The organism is Haladaptatus cibarius D43 (assembly GCF_000710615.1).
GTDB lineage: Archaea > Halobacteriota > Halobacteria > Halobacteriales > Haladaptataceae > Haladaptatus > Haladaptatus cibarius.
On sequence record NZ_JDTH01000012.1, the window covers coordinates 86,487 to 110,108 of the forward strand.

General features: G+C 56.4%; 23 protein-coding genes and 2 pseudogenes. 16 read left to right on the forward strand and 9 right to left on the reverse strand.

Annotation, left to right across the window (positions count from 1 at the left end; translation table 11 throughout):
- Nucleotides 1–257 precede the first annotated feature (257 nt).
- Nucleotides 258–1,943, forward strand: a complete 1,686-nt coding sequence (locus HL45_RS19300) for a hypothetical protein (protein ID WP_049972881.1) — start codon at nucleotides 258–260, stop codon at nucleotides 1,941–1,943.
- On the opposite strand, the gene HL45_RS19305 is transcribed toward HL45_RS19300, so the two are convergent.
- The 4 genes from HL45_RS19305 to HL45_RS19320 form a co-directional block, all read right to left on the reverse strand.
- Entirely contained in the window at nucleotides 1,931–2,980 is a 1,050-nt protein-coding gene (locus HL45_RS19305; RefSeq protein ID WP_084157184.1) for an SDR family NAD(P)-dependent oxidoreductase, read from the reverse strand. The genes HL45_RS19300 and HL45_RS19305 overlap by 13 nt on opposite strands.
- Before the next feature lie 79 nt (nucleotides 2,981–3,059).
- Nucleotides 3,060–4,196: a glycosyltransferase family 4 protein gene (locus HL45_RS19310; RefSeq protein ID WP_049972848.1), complete on the reverse strand. Its 1,137-nt coding sequence runs from the start codon at nucleotides 4,194–4,196 to the stop codon at nucleotides 3,060–3,062.
- A 64-nt stretch (nucleotides 4,197–4,260) separates the two neighbouring features.
- A complete protein-coding gene (locus tag HL45_RS19315; protein ID WP_049972849.1) occupies nucleotides 4,261–5,259 on the reverse strand; it encodes a lysylphosphatidylglycerol synthase transmembrane domain-containing protein in 999 nt (332 codons plus the stop codon).
- 88 nt (nucleotides 5,260–5,347) lie between these two features.
- Nucleotides 5,348–6,355, reverse strand: a complete 1,008-nt coding sequence (locus HL45_RS19320; RefSeq protein WP_233274864.1) for a glycosyltransferase family 2 protein — start codon at nucleotides 6,353–6,355, stop codon at nucleotides 5,348–5,350.
- A gap of 70 nt (nucleotides 6,356–6,425) precedes the next feature.
- Here HL45_RS19320 and HL45_RS21745 point away from each other — a divergent pair, with 70 nt between their 5' ends.
- The 4 genes from HL45_RS21745 to HL45_RS19340 all read left to right on the forward strand — a co-directional run bounded on the left by HL45_RS21745 (nucleotide 6,426) and on the right by HL45_RS19340 (nucleotide 10,345).
- Nucleotides 6,426–6,980 (forward strand): acyltransferase, encoded by a 555-nt coding sequence (locus HL45_RS21745; protein WP_049972851.1) that lies wholly within the window; start codon nucleotides 6,426–6,428, stop codon nucleotides 6,978–6,980.
- Between the two features lie 100 nt (nucleotides 6,981–7,080).
- Nucleotides 7,081–8,265 (forward strand): DegT/DnrJ/EryC1/StrS family aminotransferase, encoded by a 1,185-nt coding sequence (locus tag HL45_RS19330; protein ID WP_049972852.1) that lies wholly within the window; start codon nucleotides 7,081–7,083, stop codon nucleotides 8,263–8,265.
- Nucleotides 8,252–9,265 carry an NAD-dependent epimerase/dehydratase family protein gene (locus HL45_RS19335; protein WP_049972853.1) on the forward strand — a complete coding sequence of 338 codons (1,014 nt, stop codon included), beginning with the start codon at nucleotides 8,252–8,254 and terminating at the stop codon, nucleotides 9,263–9,265. The genes HL45_RS19330 and HL45_RS19335 overlap by 14 nt, the downstream gene beginning before the upstream one ends.
- 93 nt (nucleotides 9,266–9,358) lie before the next feature.
- Nucleotides 9,359–10,345, forward strand: coding sequence for an NAD-dependent epimerase/dehydratase family protein (locus HL45_RS19340; protein WP_049972854.1), 987 nt, complete (start codon nucleotides 9,359–9,361; stop codon nucleotides 10,343–10,345).
- Here the strand turns inward: HL45_RS19340 and HL45_RS19345 are convergent.
- The gene (locus tag HL45_RS19345) at nucleotides 10,342–11,340 is read right to left on the reverse strand and encodes a DUF1616 domain-containing protein (RefSeq protein ID WP_049972855.1); all 999 of its coding nucleotides are present in this window, start codon (nucleotides 11,338–11,340) and stop codon (nucleotides 10,342–10,344) included. The genes HL45_RS19340 and HL45_RS19345 overlap by 4 nt on opposite strands.
- A 179-nt stretch (nucleotides 11,341–11,519) precedes the next feature.
- Nucleotides 11,520–12,056 (reverse strand): metal-dependent hydrolase, encoded by a 537-nt coding sequence (locus HL45_RS19350; protein WP_049972856.1) that lies wholly within the window; start codon nucleotides 12,054–12,056, stop codon nucleotides 11,520–11,522.
- A gap of 1,566 nt (nucleotides 12,057–13,622) precedes the next feature.
- Here HL45_RS19350 and HL45_RS19360 point away from each other — a divergent pair.
- Entirely contained in the window at nucleotides 13,623–13,982 is a 360-nt protein-coding gene (locus HL45_RS19360; protein WP_049972858.1) for an ArsR/SmtB family transcription factor, read from the forward strand.
- Nucleotides 13,975–14,820: an arsenite methyltransferase gene (locus tag HL45_RS19365; protein ID WP_049972859.1), complete on the forward strand. Its 846-nt coding sequence runs from the start codon at nucleotides 13,975–13,977 to the stop codon at nucleotides 14,818–14,820. Before HL45_RS19360 ends, HL45_RS19365 begins: the two co-directional genes overlap by 8 nt.
- Nucleotides 14,821–14,902: 82 nt before the next feature.
- On the opposite strand, the pseudogene HL45_RS19370 reads toward HL45_RS19365, so the two are convergent.
- Both HL45_RS19370 and HL45_RS19375 read right to left on the reverse strand, forming a co-directional pair.
- Nucleotides 14,903–15,070, reverse strand: a pseudogene (locus HL45_RS19370) (arsenate reductase (glutaredoxin)); the annotation flags it as partial.
- A 3-nt stretch (nucleotides 15,071–15,073) separates the two neighbouring features.
- On the reverse strand, nucleotides 15,074–15,472 hold the full coding sequence (locus tag HL45_RS19375) for an ArsR/SmtB family transcription factor (RefSeq protein WP_049972860.1): 399 nt from the start codon (nucleotides 15,470–15,472) through the stop codon (nucleotides 15,074–15,076).
- A 324-nt stretch (nucleotides 15,473–15,796) separates the two neighbouring features.
- On the opposite strand from HL45_RS19375, the gene arsD reads away from it, so the two are divergent.
- The 5 genes and pseudogenes from arsD to HL45_RS19400 form a co-directional block, all read left to right on the forward strand.
- Nucleotides 15,797–16,126: an arsenite efflux transporter metallochaperone ArsD gene (gene arsD / locus HL45_RS19380; RefSeq protein WP_049972861.1), complete on the forward strand. Its 330-nt coding sequence runs from the start codon at nucleotides 15,797–15,799 to the stop codon at nucleotides 16,124–16,126.
- 3 nt (nucleotides 16,127–16,129) lie between these two features.
- Nucleotides 16,130–18,061 (forward strand): arsenical pump-driving ATPase, encoded by a 1,932-nt coding sequence (gene arsA / locus HL45_RS19385; protein WP_049972862.1) that lies wholly within the window; start codon nucleotides 16,130–16,132, stop codon nucleotides 18,059–18,061.
- Nucleotides 18,058–18,426: a halo-CC-star protein HcsL gene (gene hcsL, locus HL45_RS19390; RefSeq protein ID WP_049972863.1), complete on the forward strand. Its 369-nt coding sequence runs from the start codon at nucleotides 18,058–18,060 to the stop codon at nucleotides 18,424–18,426. Before arsA ends, hcsL begins: the two co-directional genes overlap by 4 nt.
- Nucleotides 18,417–18,608 carry a halo-CC-star protein HcsS gene (hcsS, locus tag HL45_RS19395; RefSeq protein ID WP_049972864.1) on the forward strand — a complete coding sequence of 64 codons (192 nt, stop codon included), beginning with the start codon at nucleotides 18,417–18,419 and terminating at the stop codon, nucleotides 18,606–18,608. Before hcsL ends, hcsS begins: the two co-directional genes overlap by 10 nt.
- Before the next feature lie 32 nt (nucleotides 18,609–18,640).
- Nucleotides 18,641–19,360 (forward strand): annotated as a pseudogene (locus tag HL45_RS19400) (transposase); the annotation flags it as partial.
- 507 nt (nucleotides 19,361–19,867) lie between these two features.
- On the opposite strand, the gene HL45_RS19405 reads toward HL45_RS19400, so the two are convergent.
- Nucleotides 19,868–20,719: a DUF7351 domain-containing protein gene (locus tag HL45_RS19405; protein ID WP_049972865.1), complete on the reverse strand. Its 852-nt coding sequence runs from the start codon at nucleotides 20,717–20,719 to the stop codon at nucleotides 19,868–19,870.
- A gap of 104 nt (nucleotides 20,720–20,823) precedes the next feature.
- Between HL45_RS19405 and HL45_RS19410 the strand changes: the two genes are divergently transcribed.
- The 4 genes from HL45_RS19410 to HL45_RS19420 all read left to right on the forward strand — a co-directional run bounded on the left by HL45_RS19410 (nucleotide 20,824) and on the right by HL45_RS19420 (nucleotide 23,559).
- Nucleotides 20,824–21,249, forward strand: a complete 426-nt coding sequence (locus HL45_RS19410) for a DUF5788 family protein (RefSeq protein WP_049972866.1) — start codon at nucleotides 20,824–20,826, stop codon at nucleotides 21,247–21,249.
- Between the two features lie 501 nt (nucleotides 21,250–21,750).
- Nucleotides 21,751–22,068 carry a GNAT family N-acetyltransferase gene (locus tag HL45_RS20650; protein ID WP_144240155.1) on the forward strand — a complete coding sequence of 106 codons (318 nt, stop codon included), beginning with the start codon at nucleotides 21,751–21,753 and terminating at the stop codon, nucleotides 22,066–22,068.
- A 136-nt stretch (nucleotides 22,069–22,204) separates the two neighbouring features.
- Nucleotides 22,205–22,903 (forward strand): methyltransferase domain-containing protein, encoded by a 699-nt coding sequence (locus tag HL45_RS19415; RefSeq protein ID WP_049972867.1) that lies wholly within the window; start codon nucleotides 22,205–22,207, stop codon nucleotides 22,901–22,903.
- A gap of 173 nt (nucleotides 22,904–23,076) precedes the next feature.
- Complete coding sequence (locus tag HL45_RS19420; protein WP_049972868.1) at nucleotides 23,077–23,559, forward strand: hypothetical protein; 483 nt, start codon at nucleotides 23,077–23,079, stop codon at nucleotides 23,557–23,559.
- The last annotated feature ends 63 nt before the right edge of the window (nucleotides 23,560–23,622 follow it).

The window sequence follows — 23,622 nt, forward strand, 5'->3', positions numbered from 1 at the left end:
GGTCGGGAAGGCCAGTTTTGGAAAGACCGTGTAGCTGCTCACGTCCAGTCGCGGGACAGCGTGATTCAAAGCCGCGTAGGCTACGAGTACGGTACGTACTCCTATATCACCGAGACGGAACGAGAAAAAGATTCGCGGAAAGTTTCACTACGGAAATCCGTTAGAAATGCGCCGGTCGTCCAATTCACACTCCGAGTGTACCTTCCCGAAGGCCGATAGATTTGTAACTGACTCCGTTGACCAACGAAGAGACCGAAATGATTCTCCGCTCCGTCGCCGACCGACCAATGGATGTCGTTAAGGCAGTCGTCGTTGCCACCTGTTGGATTCTGACGGCGGCGGTCATCGTCACACACCTCGATGGGGCGTTGTACCCGTCGCTCACCGTCGGCGTCGGCCTCGTCGTCGCTATGTTGGCCGGCATCGTCCTCTTCGTCCCCTCTCTTCCGACGAAACTGGTTCTCACGCTCATTGTCGCGCTCAGTGTCTTCTATCGAACGTACATAGTCTTGTTTCCCGCTAGCTACCTCGGAATGGATCCTGACAAGTTCGCCGCCGCGATGGTCGTTCTGATGAAGACTGGTCGCGTGACGACGCTCGATTTCAACTTCTACGGGGAAGCACCCGCGTTCTTGGTCTCCGGCGCGATGACTGGACAGGTGCTCGGACTGCCGGGATTAGCGATACTGGACGTGTATGCCGTCGCCTTCGGTTTCTTCTTTCCGCTCGTCGGGTACGTCCTCGCACGGTCGTTGGCCACCACTCGGGCGGGGTTGTACGCCGCTCTGTTGGGGTCGGTCGCCACGGCGTCCGTGATGTGGTCGGTGATGCCCATCGCGCAGACGCTCGCCGTCGCGTTCTGGCTCATGCTGTTGTTCGTCCTCGGTCAGTATCTGGAAGGCAAACAGCACCGGTACGTGATACTGACGTTCGTCCTCGCCGTCTCACTGCTGTATACGCACAAGGCGACGACGTTGCTCGTATTCGGAACCATCGTCGCGTGCGCCATCGCCATCTTCGTCAACAGAGACCGGTGGAGCTTTGACGCCGTTCGACAGGCGACGTCCGTCTCCACGCTATTCGTGCTGGCGCTCCTCTCCGCCGTCTTCGTCTTCATTCAACTGGCGATTTTGACGGACTACCTCCCGTTAGTGGTCGGGCGTCTCCTCGTCGCGCTCGGTTCGGGTGGTGGAACCACGACGCCGCCACCGATTGACCCCACCGCCGCCGTTCCAGTCGCACAAGACCTCGCTAGCTTCGTTTTCCGGCGTTCCTACGGGCTGCTGTTAGTTCCGCTCGCGGGACTCGGCTGGTTTCTGCTGTATCGTCGCTCGGATTCCAACTACGTTTCGACCGTTTTGGCCGGTAGTGCGGTCGCCGTCGCGCTGATGAGCGTCGGCGTTGTGAGCCTCTCGGCGGTGAATCCGTCGCGCATCTACTTCTTCGCCGAACTCTTGTTTTGCGTCCTCGTCGCCGCGACTATCCTAAACCGACATCGCCCTGGCCAGCGGCGGCGGCTTCTCGTCGCCGTTCTTCTCCCACTATTGCTGTTCTCGCAACTGGCGACCCCGCTCGTCGCACCCGACCATCCGCAAGGAGAGCGTCAGTATCTCACTGCACAGGAAGTGGAAGCGAAGCAGTTCTCGGGTCACATCCCCGGACGCATTGCCACCGATATGTACTACGCGCGGGAGGTAGTGCAACTGAACGACCAAGAGGCGAACGACCGGACGTATGTCTCCGTAGACGGGCAGTTGCTGAACGGTACGGTAACTGAAAACGGCAACACCTCGTACGTCGCCTTTCGGGAAGATGCTCGCGTGTACCGCCTCTATGGACAGTTGAAAGGACGGTGGCGGCTGACGTACAACCCCACGCCGAGGTACGACCGGGCGTACGACCGCGTCTACACGAACGGCGGCGTCTCGGTTTACGACCGTTGAGACGCCGCTGTGGTGGTCGGAAGATGTCCGTCCACTTCATCGAGAAGCCTCAATAGCTCGGTTTTTGACAGCCGTCGCGCGTCCTCGGAAGTGTACTCGCCGGTGATCGAACATCTCGTCTCGGCGTCGTCGGTCGGCATCGACCGTTCGTTCGGGAAGAGGATAAACCGGTTCGACTCCTCCACCGCGTGTTTCACCTCGTCTTCGGAGACGAGTTTCTCGTGGTAGCGCTCGGTCGGTCCAGAGCCGACGATTCGCGTTCGAATCTCCGCGGGTTCATAGCCGAAGTCCGCGGCGTATTTCTCTCGAAGCGCGTCAGCCAACACGCCTAGCTTGAACGCAGGCATCTTTCGAACCACCACCTCACCGCCGGAAACCGTCTCGAAGGCCTCGACAACGAAGTTCGCGGCCTCTGCCGGACTCATAACGAACCGAGTCATCTCCGGGTCGGTAACGGTTATCGGCCCGCCCTGTTGCATCTGGTCGAGAAACACCGGAACCACCGACCCGCGCGTTCCGAGGACGTTTCCGAACCGGACGCAACCGAGTCGGATGTTCCGGATGTCCTTGCTGTCGTTCGCCGCGATGGTGAGCCGTTCCGACAACAGCTTTGTCGCACCCATCGCCGAAACCGGGTTGGACGCCTTATCCGTGCTGACTGTAATCACGGACTCCACGTCCTCTTTCGTCGCTGCGTGAAGGACATTCTTTGTCCCCTCGACGTTGGTTTTGACTGCCTGAAACGGATCTTGTTCCACGATTCCGACGTGCTTCAGCGCTGCAGCGTGGAAGACGACTTCGATGCCTTTCATCGCGTCCGTCATCTCATAGAAGTCGCGCACGTCTTTGTACGTCGTTTCGAGACGCCGTTGATGCTGGATGCCGAGTTTCTTCTGCATCTCGTGCAGACGACCCTCGTCGTTGTCTACTACCCGAACCAACTCTGGGCCGTCCTGTAGAATGCGTTTCACGAGAGCCGAACCGATTGAACCGCAACCCCCCGTAACGAGTATCCGTTTACTGTTCAATTGTGTCACATTTTCCCCCGTAGGCTACACGGTTCACCGCGTCTTATCGCTTTTGTCCGCCGCGTTCTATCTGCTCGATATGGGATAACTAATTATTCCGTATTTGTTTCCGAAACATAGATTTGTACCTGTCACACAACCGTTTCTGCGAGTACTGCGTCTCCGCGTGGTGTCGTGCGGTCGCGCTGAGCGTCGCAGTGTTGCTGGCCACCACGTCGGCGATTGCGCTGGCGATGGCGTCTGGTTCGTCCCTCGGGACGACTGCTCCGGCGGCGACGATTTCACGCGCCCCGCCGACGTCGGTGGTGACGACCGGAAGGCCGCACGCTTGCGCTTCCATCAACACGGTCGGAAATCCCTCCGAAATCGAGGTTAGCACCAGTACGTCGGCGTCGCGGTAGTACGCACGAACGCTCGACTGGTAGCCCGCGAAGTGGACATCGTCGCTCACCTCCAGCCGCCTCGCCATCGATTCGTACCGAGCACGGTCTTCGCCGTCGCCGACGAGGGTCAACACGTACTCTGTCTCCTCGTGCTCCTGAAGGTATCGAACGCTCCGAAGCAGTAAGGAGATGTTTTTCACCGGTGCTAAGCGCCCGACGTACAGCAGTTCGACGCAGTCGTTCGGTTCGGTCGTCATCGGTTCGGCTGAGAAGTGGCCGACGTCGATTCCATTCGGAATGACGGTTATCTTCTCTTCGTTCACAAACTGTCTGAGTTCCGTCCGCATGTATTCGCCGGGGACGACGACTGTATCGCAAAGTGCGAGCGTACACCGACCGACGGTTCGCGTATAGACATTGGCAATCGAATCGACGACGGCACGTCCGTACGACCAATGGACTCCAACGAGCACGTCTACGCTGAGCACGCAAGGAATCCGAAGGACAGTCGAAAAGAGCGTCGTGACGAGACACGGCAGATAGATGTAACTCGTCACGAACGCGATGTCCGCCCGCCGAAGGAGGTTGAACAGTTGGACGAAAAACGACGGGAACGGAATCGGATACCGAACACCCGGAACGAACCATGCGTCGTAAAACACGTATTCGACGTCGTCTACCGGTTGTAGCCGTCCTTTCCCCTCTCTGGGGATGACGACCGACAGGTTTGCTTCGTCGTCGGGTAACTGTTCGCTCAGCATCTTCGTCTCCGGGCGCGGCGTCTTCGCCGGATTGACGAGAACTATGTCCTCCTCCGCTTTGTTAGCTTCCCTCCACGTCATACACCGTTCGACAACCGATCGAGATAAAAAATTGTACGACGATGACCGTTATGACGTCGTTGGATTAGACGTCGAAGTCCGCGTGAATAACGTAGTTCGCGTAACAGTAGAGGAGCACGAGCGGGAGGTACGCGGCGAATATTCTGTCGAGAACGACGACGCTCGTCGCGACGCTTGGCTGAACGCCGAGCGTGACGAGAACCGTCGTACCGGTTACTTCCGTAACCCCGATGCCACCGATAGAGATCGGGAGAACGGTGACCGAGTAGACGAGCGTCGGAATGAGGAAGTAGAGCAAGAGCGGCAAGTCGACGCCCAGACTCGCGCCAATGATACCGAACCGAACACCCGAAAGGACGACGAAGGAGACGAATAGAAGCGCGGCGGATTCGAACTTGTTCCGCGTGAGCGCATCGTACTGCATGTCGGTGGTCGTGGAAAGCATCTCCGGTGCCCGATTCACGATGAACTGCGGGAGATTCACCCGCGTCAGCAGAAACGCGCCGACGGGAATCGAGAGATACACCATCGCGCTGAGGAATAGGATGAGGGCCACGTTCTGGCCGAGGTAGTCGAAGAGGACGATCAGTCCAGCCATTGCGACGACGCCGTTGATGGCGGCGATCATTTGGAGTTGGACGCCTTTGATGATGAACGCCCGGCGCAGTTTGATACCTGTGTACTTGTTCAGCATGAGTGGCGTCGTGGCGAGTGTGCCGAGCCTCGTCGGCAGAAACGAATTAACGATAAAGTCGATAGTGTCCACCTTGAATATCGGGAGAAACGATATCTGCTCGTACTCTTCGTACAGCAACTGGAGCGACAGAGACGTGAGGACGATGGGGAGAAACACGACAGGGATGATGAGCACAAGTTCGACCGTATCGAGTTCGAACATCGATCTGAACGCTTGCTCGATGGGAAATCGCCACAGCAGGTAGCCGAACGACCCGACCGAAACCAGTATCTTCACCGCCGTTCCCAGCGACTGCCGTAACGAACTGGCGTCGTCGCTCGTCCCGGACTGGTTGTCCGTTCCGGTCTGTTCATCCGTTTCGGTCATATTCTCTCACGCCGTTTCGCTGTACGATCCATGGTCATCGTTCTCCGTCGTCGCGGTTCGTCCACAGCGTGCCTCGGTCTGCGTTGTGTCATCTGAGATACGACCCCAGCAGAGTTCGAGCGATGCCGATTCCGTACCCGAGCTTCGGCTTTTTCGTCGTGCTCGCCTGTCGGCGCTCGACCGTCACGGGAACTTCCTGCAGCCGGAGTCCGTTCTTTCGCACCTCCACGAGCAGTTCGACGGCGCAAAATCGTTCTTCAACCCACGAGATATGTTCGAAGGCGTCTATCGTGAGGGCACGAAATCCGTTGGTGGCGTCGGTAATCGACGACTTCGTCATCACGTTGATGAGCGTCGTGAACGTCCAGATGCCGACACGGCGAACCGGCCCGTTCTCCGACGCGTCGGTGCCGCGGTATCTAGAGCCGACGACGTAATCGGCATCGTCCTCGACGATCGGTTCGACGAGTCGCTGTACTTCGTCACCGCGATGCTGGCCGTCGGCGTCCATCCCGACGACAATTTCCGCTTGGCAGCGCCTAGCGATTTCGAATCCGGTTTTCAGGGAGCTACACTGTCCCGTGTTGACGGGATGCTCGACAACAAGCGCGTCCGTGCTATGAGCGACGCGGGCGGTTCCGTCGGACGAACCATCGGAGACGACGAGGGGGACGATGCGTCGGTCGAAGAGCGACTCAGGCAACGATTCGACCACCGGCACTATCGTCTCCGCTTCGTTGTACGCGGGAATTACGATGTAGATGGTGTTTTCGTCCGGTTCGTCCGTCGGTACGTCACGAATCGTCAGTTCACGGATGAGCGAGTTGAACCGCCGCTCGTTTTGGACAGTCCTCCGTCGAAGCAGGATGGCCGCCCCGACTGCGGTGGCGACCGCAACGCCTGCCGCGAATTCCGCGATTTCAGCGCCGGATAGCAGTGTCACAACAGTCGGTGCGAGCATGCCCACGAGCACGAGGAGGGCACCCACGAACGCGAGCGTCAGTTCTCGCTTCTCGAATCGAGTTCGGTAGCGTTCGAACCCGACGCCGAGTACGCCGACGACGAGGACGAGATAGACGAACTGAGGAATCATCATTCGACACTAACCACTTTCCCCGAAATAACTCTTGACAGTTTCTCAACTATTGTCTCGGGGTAATTCCAAGATGGCAGATAACGATAAGGAGATGGATTCTGGCAAACGGTTAAACGGGAAACGGTTGTACAGTGGACGAATGGCGGGGGACATCAAATCACGCGAAAACGTGTTCGAACTAGCGCGAATCGTCAACGCAGACAATCTTGAACTGGGAACGAACGTCGAAATCGACGACTTCGTTCTGCTGAATGCGGGAAAAGGAACGTACATTGGGGACAACTCGTGTCTTCACTCCGGTTCGAAGGTTATCGGTGGAGGCGAGTTGTACGTCGGTGACAACGCGGTTGTCACGTACAACTGTGTTCTCGTCACCGGCTATCCGAAGTTCACGTCGCACATGAGCACCGGCGTTCCCGCCGAGGAGAAAGACCGGATTCAGGGAACGATACGCATCGAAGACGAGGTGTTCGTGGGGTCGGGATCGGTCGTCATGCCCGGCGTCACCCTTGGCGAAGGGGCCGTCGTCGGCGCGCTCTCGTACGTGGACGAGGACGTTCCACCGTGGACGATTCGATACCCGGACGGGAGCGAAGAGGAGCGCCCGCGATTCGAACCGTATTGACGGCGTCGAATACCGATTGCGTCGAGTCCAACAGTCACGAAATGTTGAATGGGGCTCAGCCGCAACAATAATGTCAGTAGTCGTTGAGGACGAATGCAGTATGGGGGGAACCATCTCTGTGGCGGAGCCGATACTGGGCGACGAAGAACGGCAGAACGTCGAACAAGTACTCGAATCGGGACAGTTTTTACAAGGGCAATTCGTCGAATCGTTCGAGCGGAAGTGGGCTGACTACGTCGGGGTTGACCACGCTGTTGCGGTCAGTAACGGGACGGTCGCAATTCAGTTGACGTTGAACGCACTCGGGCTAGAACCAGGGGACGAGGTCATCGTCCCGAGCCTGACGTTCGGTTCGACGGCGACCGCAGTCGTCCATCAGGGCGGCGTCCCCGTGTTCGCCGACATTGACCGGGATACCTACACACTCGACCCCGAGGACGCAGAACGCCACATTAGCGACCGAACGCGAGCACTGCTTCCGGTTCACCTCTACGGGCATCCGGCCGAAATGGACGAACTGCTCGCGCTGGCCGAGGAGTACGACCTCGCCGTTGTCGAGGACGCGGCTCAAGCGCACGGCGCACGCTACAAGGGAACGACGGTCGGGAGCCTCGGCGACGCTGCCTGCTTTTCGTTCTACGCGACCAAGAACATCACGACCGGAGAAGGCGGCATCGTCACGACCGACGACGCGGAGATGGCGGAACGACTTCGTCTCCTTCGAAGTCACGGGATGACCTCGCGGGATGACCACGAGGTTCTGGGGTACAACTACCGAATGAGCGAACTCAACGGTGCTATCGGTGACGTGCAGGTCGAACGGCTTCCCGAGTTCAACGCGCGACGGGCGGAAATATCGGAACGACTCCGCGACGAACTCGCCGATGTGGGGTGGCTCCGTCCAGCGACGATTCGAGAGCACGTGGAACACGCGTACTTTTGGGCACCGTTCGAGGTGCAAACCGAGTGCATCGGCATGTCGGGTCGGGAGGTGTGGCAGGCGCTGAAAGACGACGGCGTAGAGACGAGACACCGATACACGAAACCGTTGTACGAACAGCAGGTGTTCCAGTCCCACGACGGCTTCAACGGCGAGTTTCCGTGGTCGGCGAACGAGCGCGACCATCTGTACGACGAGTCGCTCCCGGTCGTCGAGTCGATTGCCGGGCGAGTCATCGGCCTGCCGAACCACCCGAACCTCACCGACGACGAGATAGAGCGCGTTGTAGAGGCGGTTCGAAACTTCGCGGACGAGAACGGAGGGGATGGCAATGAACGACCCTAACGGTGACTCGGACAGCGTCCCGAACGACTCGCTGGACCTGCCGACCATCAGCGTTACTGGCGCAGGTGGATACGTCGGAAGTTGCGTCGTGGCGACCCTTCGGGAGCGACATCCGGAGTGGAACGTTCGTGCATTCGACAACTTTTATCGCGGCGATCTCCGCCAAATCGACGACGTTGAGGTGGAGTTCCTCGACGTTCGCAGACGCGACAGCGTGGAGTCCGCGCTCGCGGGGTCGGACGTGGTTGTCCACCTCGCAGCCGCGAGCGACGTTGATGCTTGCCGAGAGGACGAGACGTTCGCATTGGAGACGAACGTCCACGGGACGACCAACGTCGCGTGGTTCTGCAAGCACTCGGGGGCCGGACTGGTCTTTCCGTTCAGCATGGCGGTTCTGGGAACACCGGAAGAGTTTCCGATAACCGTGGATTTGTCCAGACAACCGATGAACTGGTACGGGGAGACAAAGCTGCTCGGCGAGCAAACGATAACGTCGCTCGCCGATGGCGCGTTTCCCGCGCACCTCTTCCTCAAGGCCAACGTGTATGGCGGACATACGGTGGGCAACAGTCACGTCTCGCGCGGAATGGTTCTCGATTTCTTCGTCCGGCGTGCGTTCAGCGACGAACCCATAACTGTGTACAAACCGGGGACGCAAGCGCGAAATTTCGTTCATGTGGTCGATGTTGCCAACGCATATCAGAAAAGTGTAGAGAGGTTGATAACAGAGTTGGCGGATGGGCAGACGGGCGTCTCGAAGTACGAAATCGCAAGCGACGAACAGTGGACAGTGATGGAACTGGCCGAACTCGTTCAGCGAACGATGGAAAACGAGACGGGCAGAGTACCGGCCATCGAACGGGTAGAGAATCCGCGCGGCGAGACGCTTGTCGGTAACTTCGAGGTGGATATCACGGCGGCTAGAGGAGAGTTGGGCTGGGAACCGACGAATTCTATTCGAACGACGGTTCAACGACTCATCCAGCGACATGCCGAGTAGTACACCACTATTCGAACGCGGTAAGCCACGCCGCGATGGACGCCACCAACGGTTCACTCGATTCCGGACGAAGCACGAAGTTCACCCAGAAAGATGAACAGAGCAAACGAATCGCCGACGATTGCAGTCACAGGGGCAACAGGATACGTCGGAACTCGCGTCGTCGATGTACTACGAACTGCCCACCCGGAGTGGAACGTCAGGGCACTCTCACACACTGGACAGAATGATGCAATAAGCGACCCCATCTTCGAACACGTCGATGTTCGAGACCGCGTCCGGTTGGAGAACGCACTTGACGGTGCCGACGTAGTCCTCCACCTTGCCGCGATAAGCGGTGTGACCAGTTGCGAGGAGAATCCGAGCCTCGCGTACGAAGTCAACGTACAGGGAACGAACAACATTGGTTGGTTCTGCAGGAAAACGGAAACCGCCGTCGTGTTTCCGTTCAGTATGGCCGTCATCGGTACGCCCGAGAAGATTCCAATTACGGTCGATTCTCCGCGAGAACCGATGAACCGATACGGATTGATGAAGCTACTCGGCGAGCGTGCCATCGAAACGTTCGCCAGAGACTCCTTTCCTGCGCATCTCTTCTTGAAATCGAACGTGTACGGTGAGTATACGGTGAACGGGCAACGAATGTCGAAATCGACCGTTACCAACTTCTTCGTCGACCGGGCGCTGTCCGGCCAGTCACTTCCGGTCTACGAACCGGGGTCACAATCGCGCGACTACGTCCATATTCACGACATCGCGGACGCGTACCTCCGAAGCACGGAACTTCTGTTGGACGAACTCGCCAACGGGCGGACGGGCACGAGGGGGTATGAAATCGCAAGCGGGACACAGCTGAGCGTGTTGGAACTGGCCAAACTCGTCCAACGAACGGTCGAAACCGAAACCGGAACCGAACCTGCTATCGAATTGGTCGCGAATCCGCGCGACAACGAGACGCTTACGGACGACTTAGAGGTAGACATTACTACGTCCAAGTCAGAGTTAGGATGGGAACCGACGCACTCGATTCAGGCGTCGGTTCGGCGACTCGTTCGTCAGAAGACTGAACAACGTTCTTAGTTATCGACATCGACCCAGAGGTGCGTCCGTCGGTACGCGTTCTCCATCGACGGTGACGGTGGCGGCGCACCGCGGTACAGGAGGAAAACGAGTCGCAGTCGATCGCCAGCCATCGTCGGTTCGATGCTCCGATTTTGGACGGATGATTCGCCATGTTCGACCCACATACTGAACCTGTCGAGGCGTCTCTCGGCGGTAACGGTGGCCGACCCGTTTCGCTCGGATACCCGTTGGAGGAGGATGACGACCGTGTAGTTTGCTGGTTCGTACTCATTGTTCTGGACACCGATATGGAGCGACTTTGCTTGGCCGGTTGTGAAATTCCGTGGATAGTCAGCCACGACCATGCGATCGGTTTCGTTCTCCGTGGCGAGATAGAACTCGGTGAACTGCTCGTCGCTACGTGGCATCGTCGTCGTGTAGACGATGCCTGCGGATGCGACGATGAGACTCACGACGAGAACGACATTGAGCGGTCGAGAGAGAGTTTCCTTCGAGACGTTCCGTTTCACCCTCGCGTAGCCCGTCCGGTAGGGAACCGAGAAACGCTCCGACTCCGGAAGCGACCAGCGTCGGATCGCCGCAATGACAGCGCAGACGACCGTGACGCTACCGACGCTGACGAGGGCGACGCCCACGCTGAGTCCCCACGGCGAGTAACTGGCGACATACCCGACGAGCGGAGCGATGGCGAAACTGGCCACGACGGACAACGTGAGTCGTTCGACGCCGTCGATACGTTGGGAGAATCCAACGCGGCCGGTCGTCCGGGCCCCTTCGGCGGATTCAGGGAAGAGCGCCGCGACCACGGCGTATCCCGGAAGGAAGAACAGAAACAGGAATCCGAAAACCACCCGAAATGGTGTCCAGATTCCTCTTCCCATGAGCACGACGCCGCACGCCACTAAAACGAGCGCGACGACGAACGCGAGGTCGGCGGGAAACCGACGAACAGGCTGCGGAAGCAACAGCCACACTGTCGATTTACTTATCATGGTTGTCTACTCCGTCTCGGTACCGAATGCGGTCGAGCGTCGCTCTACGACACTACTCGACAGGCCCCCACCCGACAGTTTCTATTCCTTGAGACAGGTCGTAGCCTGATACGCTAATCAGGCAACTAAAGGTTGGGGCCAGTCGGTACAACCGATAACCCGCCCCCTACGAACGACTATCAGTGTTGTTCCCGGTGAAAGATGGAACAGAATGGGCGCACCGAATCAAGTCCGGGCGTCCCGTCAAGCACCCAGACGACGACGGCCACGACGACGAGGAACAACTCGAAGACAAAAAAGCCCGAGACGCTAACCGACAGGTTCACCGATTGCTTTGCCGGCAACTCAAGTAGCGGCCACAGAAGGAACGTAACGCGCTCATAATCTCCGGCCACCGCGGGTTGAAGCACGTCGGCGAACGGATGTGTGAGGTATCCGACGGCGAAAGCGGTCCACAGGTTCCGAATTCCGTTCCGTTGGCAGTATCGATATGTAACGGCGAGCAGTATACTCGCTGTCAACAGCGAATGCGTGAGCGATCGTCCCGTTGGCAGAACGTTGAGCCCCCATGCGAGGGTCTTATCCACCACGTCTGGAAACTGACTTCCCAAGGCGAGCGACAGTGTTTCGGAACCGGTTGGCGGACGGTTCGTCCACAGTCGCCGGAATCCCGAGTACGCGAGGTATCCCACCGCTAAATGTCCCCATGGCCACATATCGAGTATCTCGCTTGCAGTCGTCTTAATCGCTGGGGCTTACCTTGAGCTCGAGTACTATCAAAGATGTGGCTAATTTTGTCGATGAAAACAGGAGGTTCTTTCAGCAACCTTTTCGGAACTTGTACATATTGTAGACGAAAGTTCCCCGCTGGATGAGGTTCCTTTTCCGCTCAGATGGAAGGTCACTGTTTTGAACCGCTTGTATTCCGCGCTGGTACGTTACTCGGAGTTCACTACACGACATCTTTTCCAGTTGCGAGTGGGTTTGTGCTCGGTCGAGTTGAGACACCGACGACTGCGACTGTAGCGAACTGTACTTCGAGTCTGTCGCTGCTCGGTCGCGGCCAGTAGTCGTCCCGGCAACCGCGCTGACGAGCAAACTACTGGCGAGCAGTACGACGAGCGCGTATCTCAGTGAGTTCATCATTATTTCACACAGGGATGGAGTCCCTAAGGGGACGTCTCTGCACCGTGGTATCAAACCCGGTCACTGTTTTCACACCTTCATTCCGTTTTTCTCGGCACAATAACCGCTTTTTTCGATAGAATTGACGGACGTTCGACTCACGGAAGCGTTCGGACCGTACGGGAGGACGATAACCGAGACAACTTGCGAGTTCTACACGTTACCAGCATGCCAGTTTGGCCCGTGACCGATCTTCTTCTCACGTAAACCGAACCTGATGAACGAGCGGCTGTTCACTGTGTTTCCCCGACTGTGAAGTAAATCGGGAATCACCGTTACTAAACCGAAATCACCGAAGTAGCGGTGGTTGTAAACCGTCTTGATGGAACCTTTCTGAGTCGCCGTTGTCACGCCATGAGGGACACGATGTCTGGTGAATGTGTCCGCTGTCTGTGTTGACCAGTAGGTGAATCAGACCGGAATTATGAATTCAGTTCGTACGCAATTCAACCCGGGAGTCAACTTTGAGTACGGTTACGAAGGCGAGTTATACACCAGCAACAACCTCTTTCCAGCGTCAGCCAGTAAGAACTACAACAGGAAGTCGGGGCGCAGTCGGCTATGAAAAGTACGGGCAGGGCGAAACGATCGTTGCGTACGTCCCAACCACAACTCGCCGGTCGTGACGGCGAACACGGTTCTTACACTGCTGAAGCGGACTGGCGTTGGCTAAAATCGTGTTTCAAGGTAGTGAATGCCTGGTCATCAGCGGCAGCTCTGGTTCAAACCATCGCTAATTCGCGAAAGAGTCAGAATAGTAATCAGAAATAGCTTCTGAGAGTCAGTGTGAAGCGCTTGCAGAAGGATGGATTGGCTGAAATTGTGCATTCTGGCCCCTCTATACCTGCTGTAGTTTCATCTCCAGCGCCGACAGAAGTTGAGACTGGCTCTCTCAATGCATATGTGTTCGGCCCACACGATCTCGAACGTTGTTTTCACCTCAGGGAACTTCACCGACGTATCGCCTTTCTACCGCACCGATTCTGATTCAGATTGGTGATGGTACTGTTGTACCCAATGTTCAACTTGATTCCAGAGTTTCGAGGGAGTCGCCGAGGGAAAAATATTAGTGTTCTCTTGTATTAGCTAGTGCTAATATGATGGAGGATGCGATCACTGACGGAACCACGGAAGAGACAGAGACCTGCTGTACACCACCCGGAGACGTCGACTCGGATGCGATGGCGACAGACCTCCAAGTACTGACCGCGATGGGGAACGACACACGATACGAACTGCTTCGCCGAATCTCGAACGCCGATGACGGCGTCTGCGTCTGCGATCTCGAAGCCGCAGTCGGCGTCAGTCAGAGCGCAGTCAGCCAAGCACTCTCCCGCTTGTACACTGCAGGACTGGTTACACGCCGTAAAGAGGGATCCTGGCGGTACTATGAACCGACTGAGACGACTGCGGCCCTCCTCGAAACTCTCGACGACCTGCGGGGTGCCCATGAGTAACGATACTGAGACGGTGGCCGGTGACCGCGACCCTGAGGAGGCACGGAAGATGGTACGCGAACGCTACAGCACTATCGCTACGGATGGTCAGGACTGCTGTGGCGACGTCGGTATTGATGTCACCGATGAAGGAGGGTGCTGTGACGGAAATGAAGATGCGACCGGGAGCGAACGCCTCGGGTACGATACGGACGATATCGCATCGGTCGCCGACGGCGCAGATCTCGGTCTCGGATGTGGCAACCCGAAGGCGTTCGCCGAGATGGCGCCCGGCGAGACAGTGCTCGACCTTGGCTCCGGTGCGGGCTTCGACTGCTTCCTCGCCGCACAGGAGGTCGGCCCGGACGGAGCCGTCATCGGTGTCGACATGACACCAGAGATGGTCTCGAAAGCGAGGGAGAACGTCGCGAAAAACGACCCCGACAACGTCGAATTTCGCCTCGGCGAAATCAGCCATCTTCCCGTTGCTGACGCGACCGTCGACGTCGTCATCTCGAACTGTGTCGTCAACCTCGCTCCCGAGAAGCAACGCGTGTTCGACGACGCCTACCGCGTTCTCAAGCCCGGCGGGCGCATCGCCATCTCAGACGTCGTCCAAACCGCGCCGTTCCCCGACGATGTCAAGATGGACCCGGACTCGCTAACTGGCTGTGTCGCCGGTGCATCAACCGTTGCAGGTATTGAAGCGATGCTCGACAGTACCGGCTTCGAAGCAATCGAGATAGCGCCCAAGGATGAGAGCACCGAGTTCATCAGTGATTGGGATGCCGATCGCGATCTCGGTGAGTATCTCGTCTCTGCCACTATCGAAGCCCGGAAGCCTCCACAAAACCCCTAACTCACTGAAAACCACTGACAGGCTTGTCCAGAGGAGAATTTTGCGATTGGAGGGACGAACGAATCCCCTTATTACGTCTACGCTACGGTTCGTCCGGATAGAACTCGTCGAACAGCGCCTTGACGCGTTGTTCTATGTCGTCACGAATCTCGCGGACAGTGTCAAGGTCTTGCCCGTGCGGATCGTCTAACGCCCAGTCTCGAACGTCGACGTTCTCGGCGTCCAGTTCTAGCGTCGAACAGCCCATTGTGGTTTACAATCGTAGCTCCCGCGATCCATCCAGAGCGATGAGGACAGCATTGGCGCGCGCTGTCGCACGATATTTTCTCCACTTCCCCTCTTTTCGGCGAATGATCAGTCCAGCATCGGTGAGCTGTGACAGGGCGTGACTGATCGCGCTGTCGCTAACATCGAGCAGCGGCGCAAATTCGCAGACGCAGAGTTCCTCGCCAGCGACGTGGAGGATACGAACAATCTTGTACCGGGTTTCGTTCGCGAGCGCCGATAGCAACCCGACATCTTGGTCTAGCGCTGGCCCACCCGCGGTCGCATCAATTTCTTCGAGTTCCGCCAGACGCTGGGAGACCTCCTCATCACCACATCCACCCCGTTCGTCGGCAAGATACCGCTGTAGTCGCTCAGTCGATGACATACACATCGATTGAGCAGATAGTGGATTAAGCATTATGGAGCGGCTCGCGAACTGCGTGTAGTCCACTGACGACCAATCATTTTAGGATTCTATAAGATGGCATCAAAAATACTCTGGAAGCAATCCTCTATTTTGACGTGTTACCACATCCTAAACGCTGTATATGTTCTGAATCACGCGTTGGCTACGTCCGTTCTGAGCCGAAGAGCTTATGAGTATGATTGAATAATTGTTCAATTGAATGCGAGGCAAAGTCGTCCAATCCATCATCGATGGTAGCCGCATTGTCGGCCAAACAATTGAGCGAATGATCCATTTTCATCAATGACTGAACTCACCCTGTACGAGGAGGCGATGTGTTGCTCCACCGGCGTCTGTGGTCCTGACCCCGACGAAGAACTCGTTGAACTCAGTGCTGCCCTCGACCAACTCGAATCGGAATTTGAGGACGTCGACGTCTCGCGGGCGAACATGCAGCACAACATCGACCAGTTCCTCGAAACGCAGCACATCTACGATCTGGTCGAAGAACACGGCCCCTCGGTTCTGCCGATCACCGTCGTCGACGACGAGATCGTCGCCAAGTCCGAGTACCTCTCGTACGACGAACTTGCGGCAGCACTCGAAACTACCACCCAGACACAAGAGGCCTAACGCATGAGCACAACGCCCACCGATGCGCGAGCGATCGTCGAACCGACGAGTGATGAGACCGAATTCGTCTTCTTCAGCGGCAAAGGCGGCGTCGGCAAGAGCACCGTGAGTTGCGCGACGGCGACCTGGCTCGCGGACAACGACTACGAGACGCTGCTGGTGACGACCGACCCTGCGCCGAACCTCTCGGACATCTTCGGGCAGGAGATCGGCCACGATGTCACCACAATCGACGACATCGAGAACCTCTCGGCCATCGAGATCGACCCGGACACGGCGGCCGAGGAGTATCGACAAGAGACGATCGAACCGATGCGACAGTTGCTCGACGACGAGCAACTCGAAACCGTCGAGGAACAACTCAACAGCCCGTGTGTCGAAGAGATCGCCGCATTCGACAACTTCGTTGACTTTATGGACCGCCCCGGGTACGATGTGGTCGTCTTCGACACGGCGCCGACCGGTCACACGATCCGGTTGATGGAGCTCCCTTCCGACTGGAACGCTGAATTGGAGAAAGGCGGCTCGACCTGCATCGGGCCGGCAGCCTCGATGGAGGAGCGCAAACAAGACTACGAGCGTGCCATCGACACGCTCCAAGACGACGAGCGGACTTCATTCGCGTTCGTCGGCAAGCCCGAGGATTCTTCGATTGACGAGATCGAGCGCAGTGCAAGCGACCTCGGCGAGCTTGGGATCGAGTCCCAACTGCTGATCATCAACGGGTATCTCCCCGAGTCGGTGTGTGAGGATCCGTTCTTCGAGGGGAAACGAGAAGACGAGCAGGCTGTTATCGAGCGCGCACGGAGGGAGTTCGGTGCCGACGCGATGGCGACGTACCCACTCCAACCGGGCGAAATTGCAGGGCTTGAGCTACTCGCAGATGTCGGTGGCGTTCTGTACGACGGCGACGAGGCGACCGTCGATGTCGGGACGGCGACTGACGTAGACACTGAAACCGCGGTCGACTTCGAGTCGATGGCTGACGCTGAGGCGGTCGCCGACCAGCTTCAACCGGGCGACGAGACGCGGTATCTCTTCTTTACCGGGAAGGGCGGCGTCGGCAAGAGTACGATCGCCTCGACGGCGGCGACGAAGCTCGCCGAAGCTGGCCACGAAACGCTCGTCGTCACAACTGACCCGGCCGCCCATCTTGAGAACATCTTCGGCGAACCGGTCGGCCACGACCCAACATCGGTCAGCCAGGCGAACCTCGATGCGGCGCGGATTGACCAAGAGAAAGCGCTCGAGGAGTACCGCACGCAGGTCCTCGACCACGTCACCGAGATGTACGAGGACAAGGAGGACACCCAGATCGACGTGGACGCGGCGATCGCAAACGTCGAAGAGGAACTGGAATCACCGTGTGCCGAAGAGATGGCCGCCCTCGAGAAGTTCGTGAGCTACTTCGACGAGGACGGCTACGACGTCGTTGTCTTCGACACCGCCCCCACGGGGCACACGCTCCGACTGCTCGAACTTCCCTCCGATTGGAAGGGCTTCATGGATTTGGGTTCGCTGACGAAGGGCGCCGCGCCCGCGAAAGGCGACCAGTACGCCGAGGTCATCGAGACGATGAAGGATCCGAAACAGAGTACGTTCGCGTTCGTGATGTACCCCGAGTATACCCCGATGATGGAAGCCTACCGGGCCGCTGCAGACCTCAAAGATCAAGTCGGGATCGAGACCTCGCTGGTGGTCGCAAACTACCTGCTCCCCGAGGAATACGGCGACAACGCCTTTTTCGAGAATCGCCGCGCCCAACAGGCGGAGTACCTCGGCGAGATCAGCGATCGGTTCGACGTGCCGATGATGCTCGCTCCGCTGCGCCAAGACGAGCCGGTCGGACTGGACGAACTACGCTCGTTCGGTGAAGAGATCACCGGGCTGGACGACATCACCGAGGAGACTGAGGCGGAGGTGACGGCGTCGTGAGCGAAGCCGTGTCGGAAACGACAGCCGTCGAGGAGTCACTTCAGACGTTCATCGAGACGCTCCGCGACTCAGCGACCTATCAACAATTCGTGGACGCGAACGAACAACTCGAGGCCGACGAGGAGACAAAGTCCTTACTCGAAGCGTACCAAGAAAAACAGCAGAAGTTGCAGGCGGACGAGTTCGATTCGTCGATCATGAGCGAATTACAGGAGCTACAATCCGAGGTCTCGAACAACGACACCATTCAACAGCACCGAGCAGCACAAGAGGAACTCGTTGCCCTCCTTGAGGAGACGAACGACGTCATCAGCGAACAAATCAGGCAGGAGTTCGCGCAGTCTCTTGGGGGTGGATGCTGTTGAGCGCCTCTGACGATGAAGTTCTGACCGCCGCTGAAGCGCTCGGTGCAGACCTCGATGTGGCACAATCGGAGGTAACGGCTGACGAGTTCGAGTCGCTGCTGATCGAGTGCAACGAAGCGATCAACGACGGAATTGGTCTCGAGTACGGTGAGGTCTGCGGCGCTGGAAGCGACTGCTGCTAACACCAGTTCTGGTGTTTTCTCAGTATTTCTATATGGCTTCGACCTCTGCGTCCCGGCGTGCTATTTTCAGACAAATCGCACAACGAGCGCACGTTGAGTGGCCAACATATGATTCGACACCGACCTGTGATCGTACCTCACTTGCCGGATTACGCTCGGACGTTCAGATCGTCTCAGAAACCTGGTTTACGCATCTCGACCGCGATTCGGTTGAGCAGTTCGTCCTCGTACTTCCATTGGCCTACTTCAGCTTCGAGGCTCACGATTGCTATACACGCTCGACACGTTACGAGATGGACTCCCTCTTTCGGGTGTTCGTCCTGAAGGAGCTCCACGGGTTGGAGCACGAGACAACACTGTACGAGTACCTAGAGAACCGTCCTGTACTCTGTGAGCGACTGGGTTTCGAGACGATCCCAGAGCAGTCAACACTATGGCGGAACTGGCATAAGCGGTTCACCCCTGACCTCCGAGAGACGGTCGAAACGGCGGCTCGAACGATCCTCATCAAAGCCCAGAATGCTGGTGTAGGGATTCCGCGTGAACCGGAACGAAAGCTTCGGCACCACGATGACGGGTCTGGTGAGTTACAACCAGCCGATCAAACCACGTTGGAGCAGGCAGAGAAGATCACCGACCACGTCAGCCGCATCGTGTTCCCGGCGTTTTCGCTGGACCGTGAGGACGGCTGTGAGATAGACGAGAACACCTACTGGAACCTCCAGACGTATCTCGGGTTGCGCGAGCGGCTACAGGTCGAGTTGACCGGAGAGTACGAGTACTCACCAATTGTGACGGCTGACAACACGCTGACGCTGTTGAAGAAGGAGACTGGTATCGGGTAGCGAGGCACTCTGTTCGGGTTAGCGTGCTGTCCGAGTGGCTACGCTGCTTGAAGTCTCGAAGCTTCGCCCATAGAGTTGTTAGTGTGACAAGAATACCCGCTTGGAGAGCCATCTGGAGCAGTTTCCGCTGACCGAATCGACCAATTCCACACATCACAGTCTCGATAAACCCGGTGTAGTCTCAACTTCCAGACATCCCAAAAATTACAACTGGTGCGCTCAATGTATACGATGTGAACTACCCGAGCTTTCGCTCAGATAAGACCTCCGCCTCTCTCGATTCCATCCACCTCATCAAATTCTCTCTGATCCCATCTTCCCCCCCCCGTTTAGAATCACAGATGAAACACCATTCATGAAGCAGAGCGAGAACGTGAGAGCGTCTGACCAGGTATAAGCATGGATTAGGATGTATTATGTGCGGTCTGTCGAGACGACAGTGCCGTCCTGGTCAAGTGTGACGGAGAGTTCGTCACCGTCGTGAGTCACGTCGATTCGAAGGCGGAGGGGATCCGTGGATAGCACCGTTTCGCCCCCGGGTTCACAGAAGCCGAGCGTCCAGAACGGTGTCGTCCGGATATCAACCCCTCGCTCGTAGTAGAACGCCCGAACGGTAGGGTGGCCGAGGACGAAGAGACCAACAGCGACGCCGTGGTGAAAGCCACAGCGACGACATTCACCGTGATAATGGTAGTGGTCCTTGCGTGCACCACCATACCTAATATCGCCGTCGACGTGTCCGTAACATTCCGAACAGATTCCCTGTCGGGTCAGCGCACTCCACTGGTGCTGCAGCATAGCAACCTGTTCGACCACAACGCCGTCCGGGTGAGAGTCGAGGATACTTGGCGGCACCGACAGTGGGATGGTGTGATCGTCTATCCCGCAGGTGAGCCAGAGATTCCCATCCCTGTAGACGAGTTGCACAGGATCGTCACAGTACTGGCAGTCGCCATCTGTGTCGACTGGTCCCCACTGCCAGTCGGGGTCGAAGACTCCGGAGACGACCGTCGAGAGAATCGCCATGCCGATGCGCGAGAGACTGTATCCCGCTGAACCCTTTACAAGCAGGTCGTCCATTCGGTTAAGGTGGTAGTTGAAGTTCCCGTTGTCGCGGACGCCAACGGTCGTACGAAGTTCATTATATTCGAGCCACGGGTCGGTTGGTGTCTCCTCGTACGCGGCTGCCAGCGCTCTGAGGATGTCGATCCGAGTCGAGTTGCTCAGTAGGTCAAAGAATTTGTCCGAATCCGTTGTTTGATCCATATTTCAGATCTATGAACCTAAGTCACTAAACATTGATGACAACAATCTAGGAGAAATTCGTTGCTCGGAACGCCTATTTTCGAATCGAGCGATATTTAGACCAGATGATGACCCAACGAATGAACGAACAGAAGCGTACGGAACTGCTAGAACAAGTGTACCAGACGAGCGGGACTGTTGGCAGTTCGATTCCGGAATCGGTTCGAATCGAAGACGAGTCCGTTCCCCTCCGCGAATTTTACTTTGAAGTTGTCGACCGCGACGATCTGCGGAAGATAGAGCGCGAACGCATCCAAGACGTAGTCTCGTATCTCCGTCGGCAACGGTTGCGGTTAATTCGCAAAATTCGAGAGCGAGAAGTCGACTACGAGACCGGACAGTCGCTGGTTCCCACGATTCAGAGCCTCGATCGGGCGATCAATGCTTTCGAGTCGCTGGACGAGCCGTGCTTTGAAGAGCAGGTGCGACAGGAGAAAATAGAATCGGCGCGTGAATTGGTCGATCTCATGCGAAAGCTCGGCAAGCTTTAGGACCGTCTCGAAGCTATTGCACTCAATCAACCAATTACAGTGGCCAGTATCCCATAGAAGATCTCAACAATTAAGGCTCACAGAAACTCCGACTGTTATTCGCAATACATACGGTGAGATCTCGTGTTCATTGCAGTATCACCGGTCAAAACGACGCTCTAGCGAGGGAGAATTTCACGAAAGAATAGCACACGTGGATCCGGTAGACAGCAGAATATTTATCAAGTTGATTGATCCCATCCAAGATAGTGGACAGCTTTCAGGATAGTGTGAACGGCTATTTCGACACCGAAGACCAGCTATCACGGTACCTCTTGGATCACGCAGCAGATTACGTCTCAACGGCTCACGCCAAGAAGCAGTCGATTAATACACGTACGGAAGTTGAAGCGCGACGTGAACGTGTACGAGAGACGTTCTTATCTGCCATCGGTGGAATACCCGCCCGATCTACATTTGTAGGTAGCGAGAGGTGTTCGAAGTGGCAATTTCAGAGGAAGAGTGGGACAAGGCGGATCGAAATTTTCCGCTGGTAATACGGTGGGTCTATTCGTCAATGAGGAACTCGGTGCCATAGCAGGGTATGAAATCTGGGACGATGTAAATGCACATATCGAAATTGTCACACACCCAAACTACCGTAGTGAAGGGTATGGTCAGGCAGTAGTTTCACGAGCGACTGATCACGCTCTTTCTGCCGATCTCCTTCCTCAATACCGAACTTTAGATGCATGGCAATGGTCTGTTTCATTCGCGCAGGGTGTTGGCTATCAGCGGTTTGCGACAGCATATCCTGGAATTTGTAAAATCATGAATTAACAACGGTCGTAGCTATGTATTGAATGGGTCGATTCAACTTCTGCTCAAAGCGGTTGTTGTATATTCAAATATGTATTTATTATAATTATGATTATAAAGCAAATATTATATCGATAGAAATATTATACAGAACAGAATGTCAGACCCATTCGCTCAGGCGCTTCACGACTTCCATTTCGACGAGATGCTGGGCCCCTTAGTCTATCGCCGAGGTGAAGAGACTGAAGAAGTCGGGATTGAATTCTATTTCGACGTCATCGATGGTGACGGGTCGTGGCTGGAACCGTATCTCGATGGGCCACTCCTGGATATGGGTGCTGGTGCTGGACGGCATGCACTCTACTTTCAGGAGCAGTTTGAGACCGTCGCAATTGAACAAAACGAACAGTTAGTTGAGGTACTCCGTGATCGTGGTGTGAAAGACGCTCGTCAAGTGAACATGTTCAACCTCCAGGAGACATTCGAGGAAAATCGATTCAAATCGGCGATTGCGCTCGGTACCCAAGTGAGTCTTTCTCGATCGATGCAAGGGCTCACGCAATTCCTGGACGATCTCGCCTACGTCACGAGGCCGAATGCAACTGCTATCATCGACGGGTACGATCCGGAGAAAGAGGAGACAAAATCCAAACTGGACTACTATACCGATCGATCAGATGGCCTCGCGTACCGTCTGCTCCAAATGGAGTACGATGGAATGCTCGGAGAGCCCTGGCTGTACAGGCTCTTCACACCCGAGCGTTTCCGCGACGCAACAAATACCACCGACTGGGAGATCGTTGAGGTGAGATATGCAACAGAGAATCTCTATCAGCTTGCCTTGGAAAAGCAATGAGATCACGTTTCACAACCCCGGAAAGCGACCGAGCAGCGTGCAAACTGGTTTCGTGGGAGCGTTTTTGAGACGGTAGAGACGCTTTCGTCGCGCCATTTTAGAAGTCGTGTGATATTTTTTAGAGCTAGCGTTTATGTATAGAAGGCAACTAATACTCGCGTGGTGCATATTGGATGGGCAAGTTAGAACCTGTTTCGTGGGAGACGATTGAAGCTGTTTCCGGCGCTCCCGCCACAGATGTCCTCGAATATATCAACCAACTCCAAGACAGTGTCAGCGATGACGAGCCATACGAGGCGGTGAAAACGATCCACGATGCTATTAGTGCCGATCTGGGTAGTGATTGCTCTGTTCCGGATCAAGGCGAGGTCTTTATCACGGTATATCTGTTGGAGCAACGCGGAATCATTGCATCCAACGATGATGAGTCCACGGAGTTTCCATCACTCGTTGCTCGTCGCCCAGATAGCAATCGGCTCCATGAGTTGTTCTGGGAGCAGAACCGGACAATGTGGTGGATTGCTGTTCAGTGTGGCGTTCACTGGGCACTTATACGATACTGGCTCTATGAAGACGATATTCCCCTACAGGAACGAAACTTTACAGACACGACATTGGAGCAGATTCGTGCATATCAAGACCAGAAAAATGACTAGTTTCGGACTGATTACACCTTCCCGATACTGGTGGCAAACTTCTTGATTCCGTGGGCAGCAATC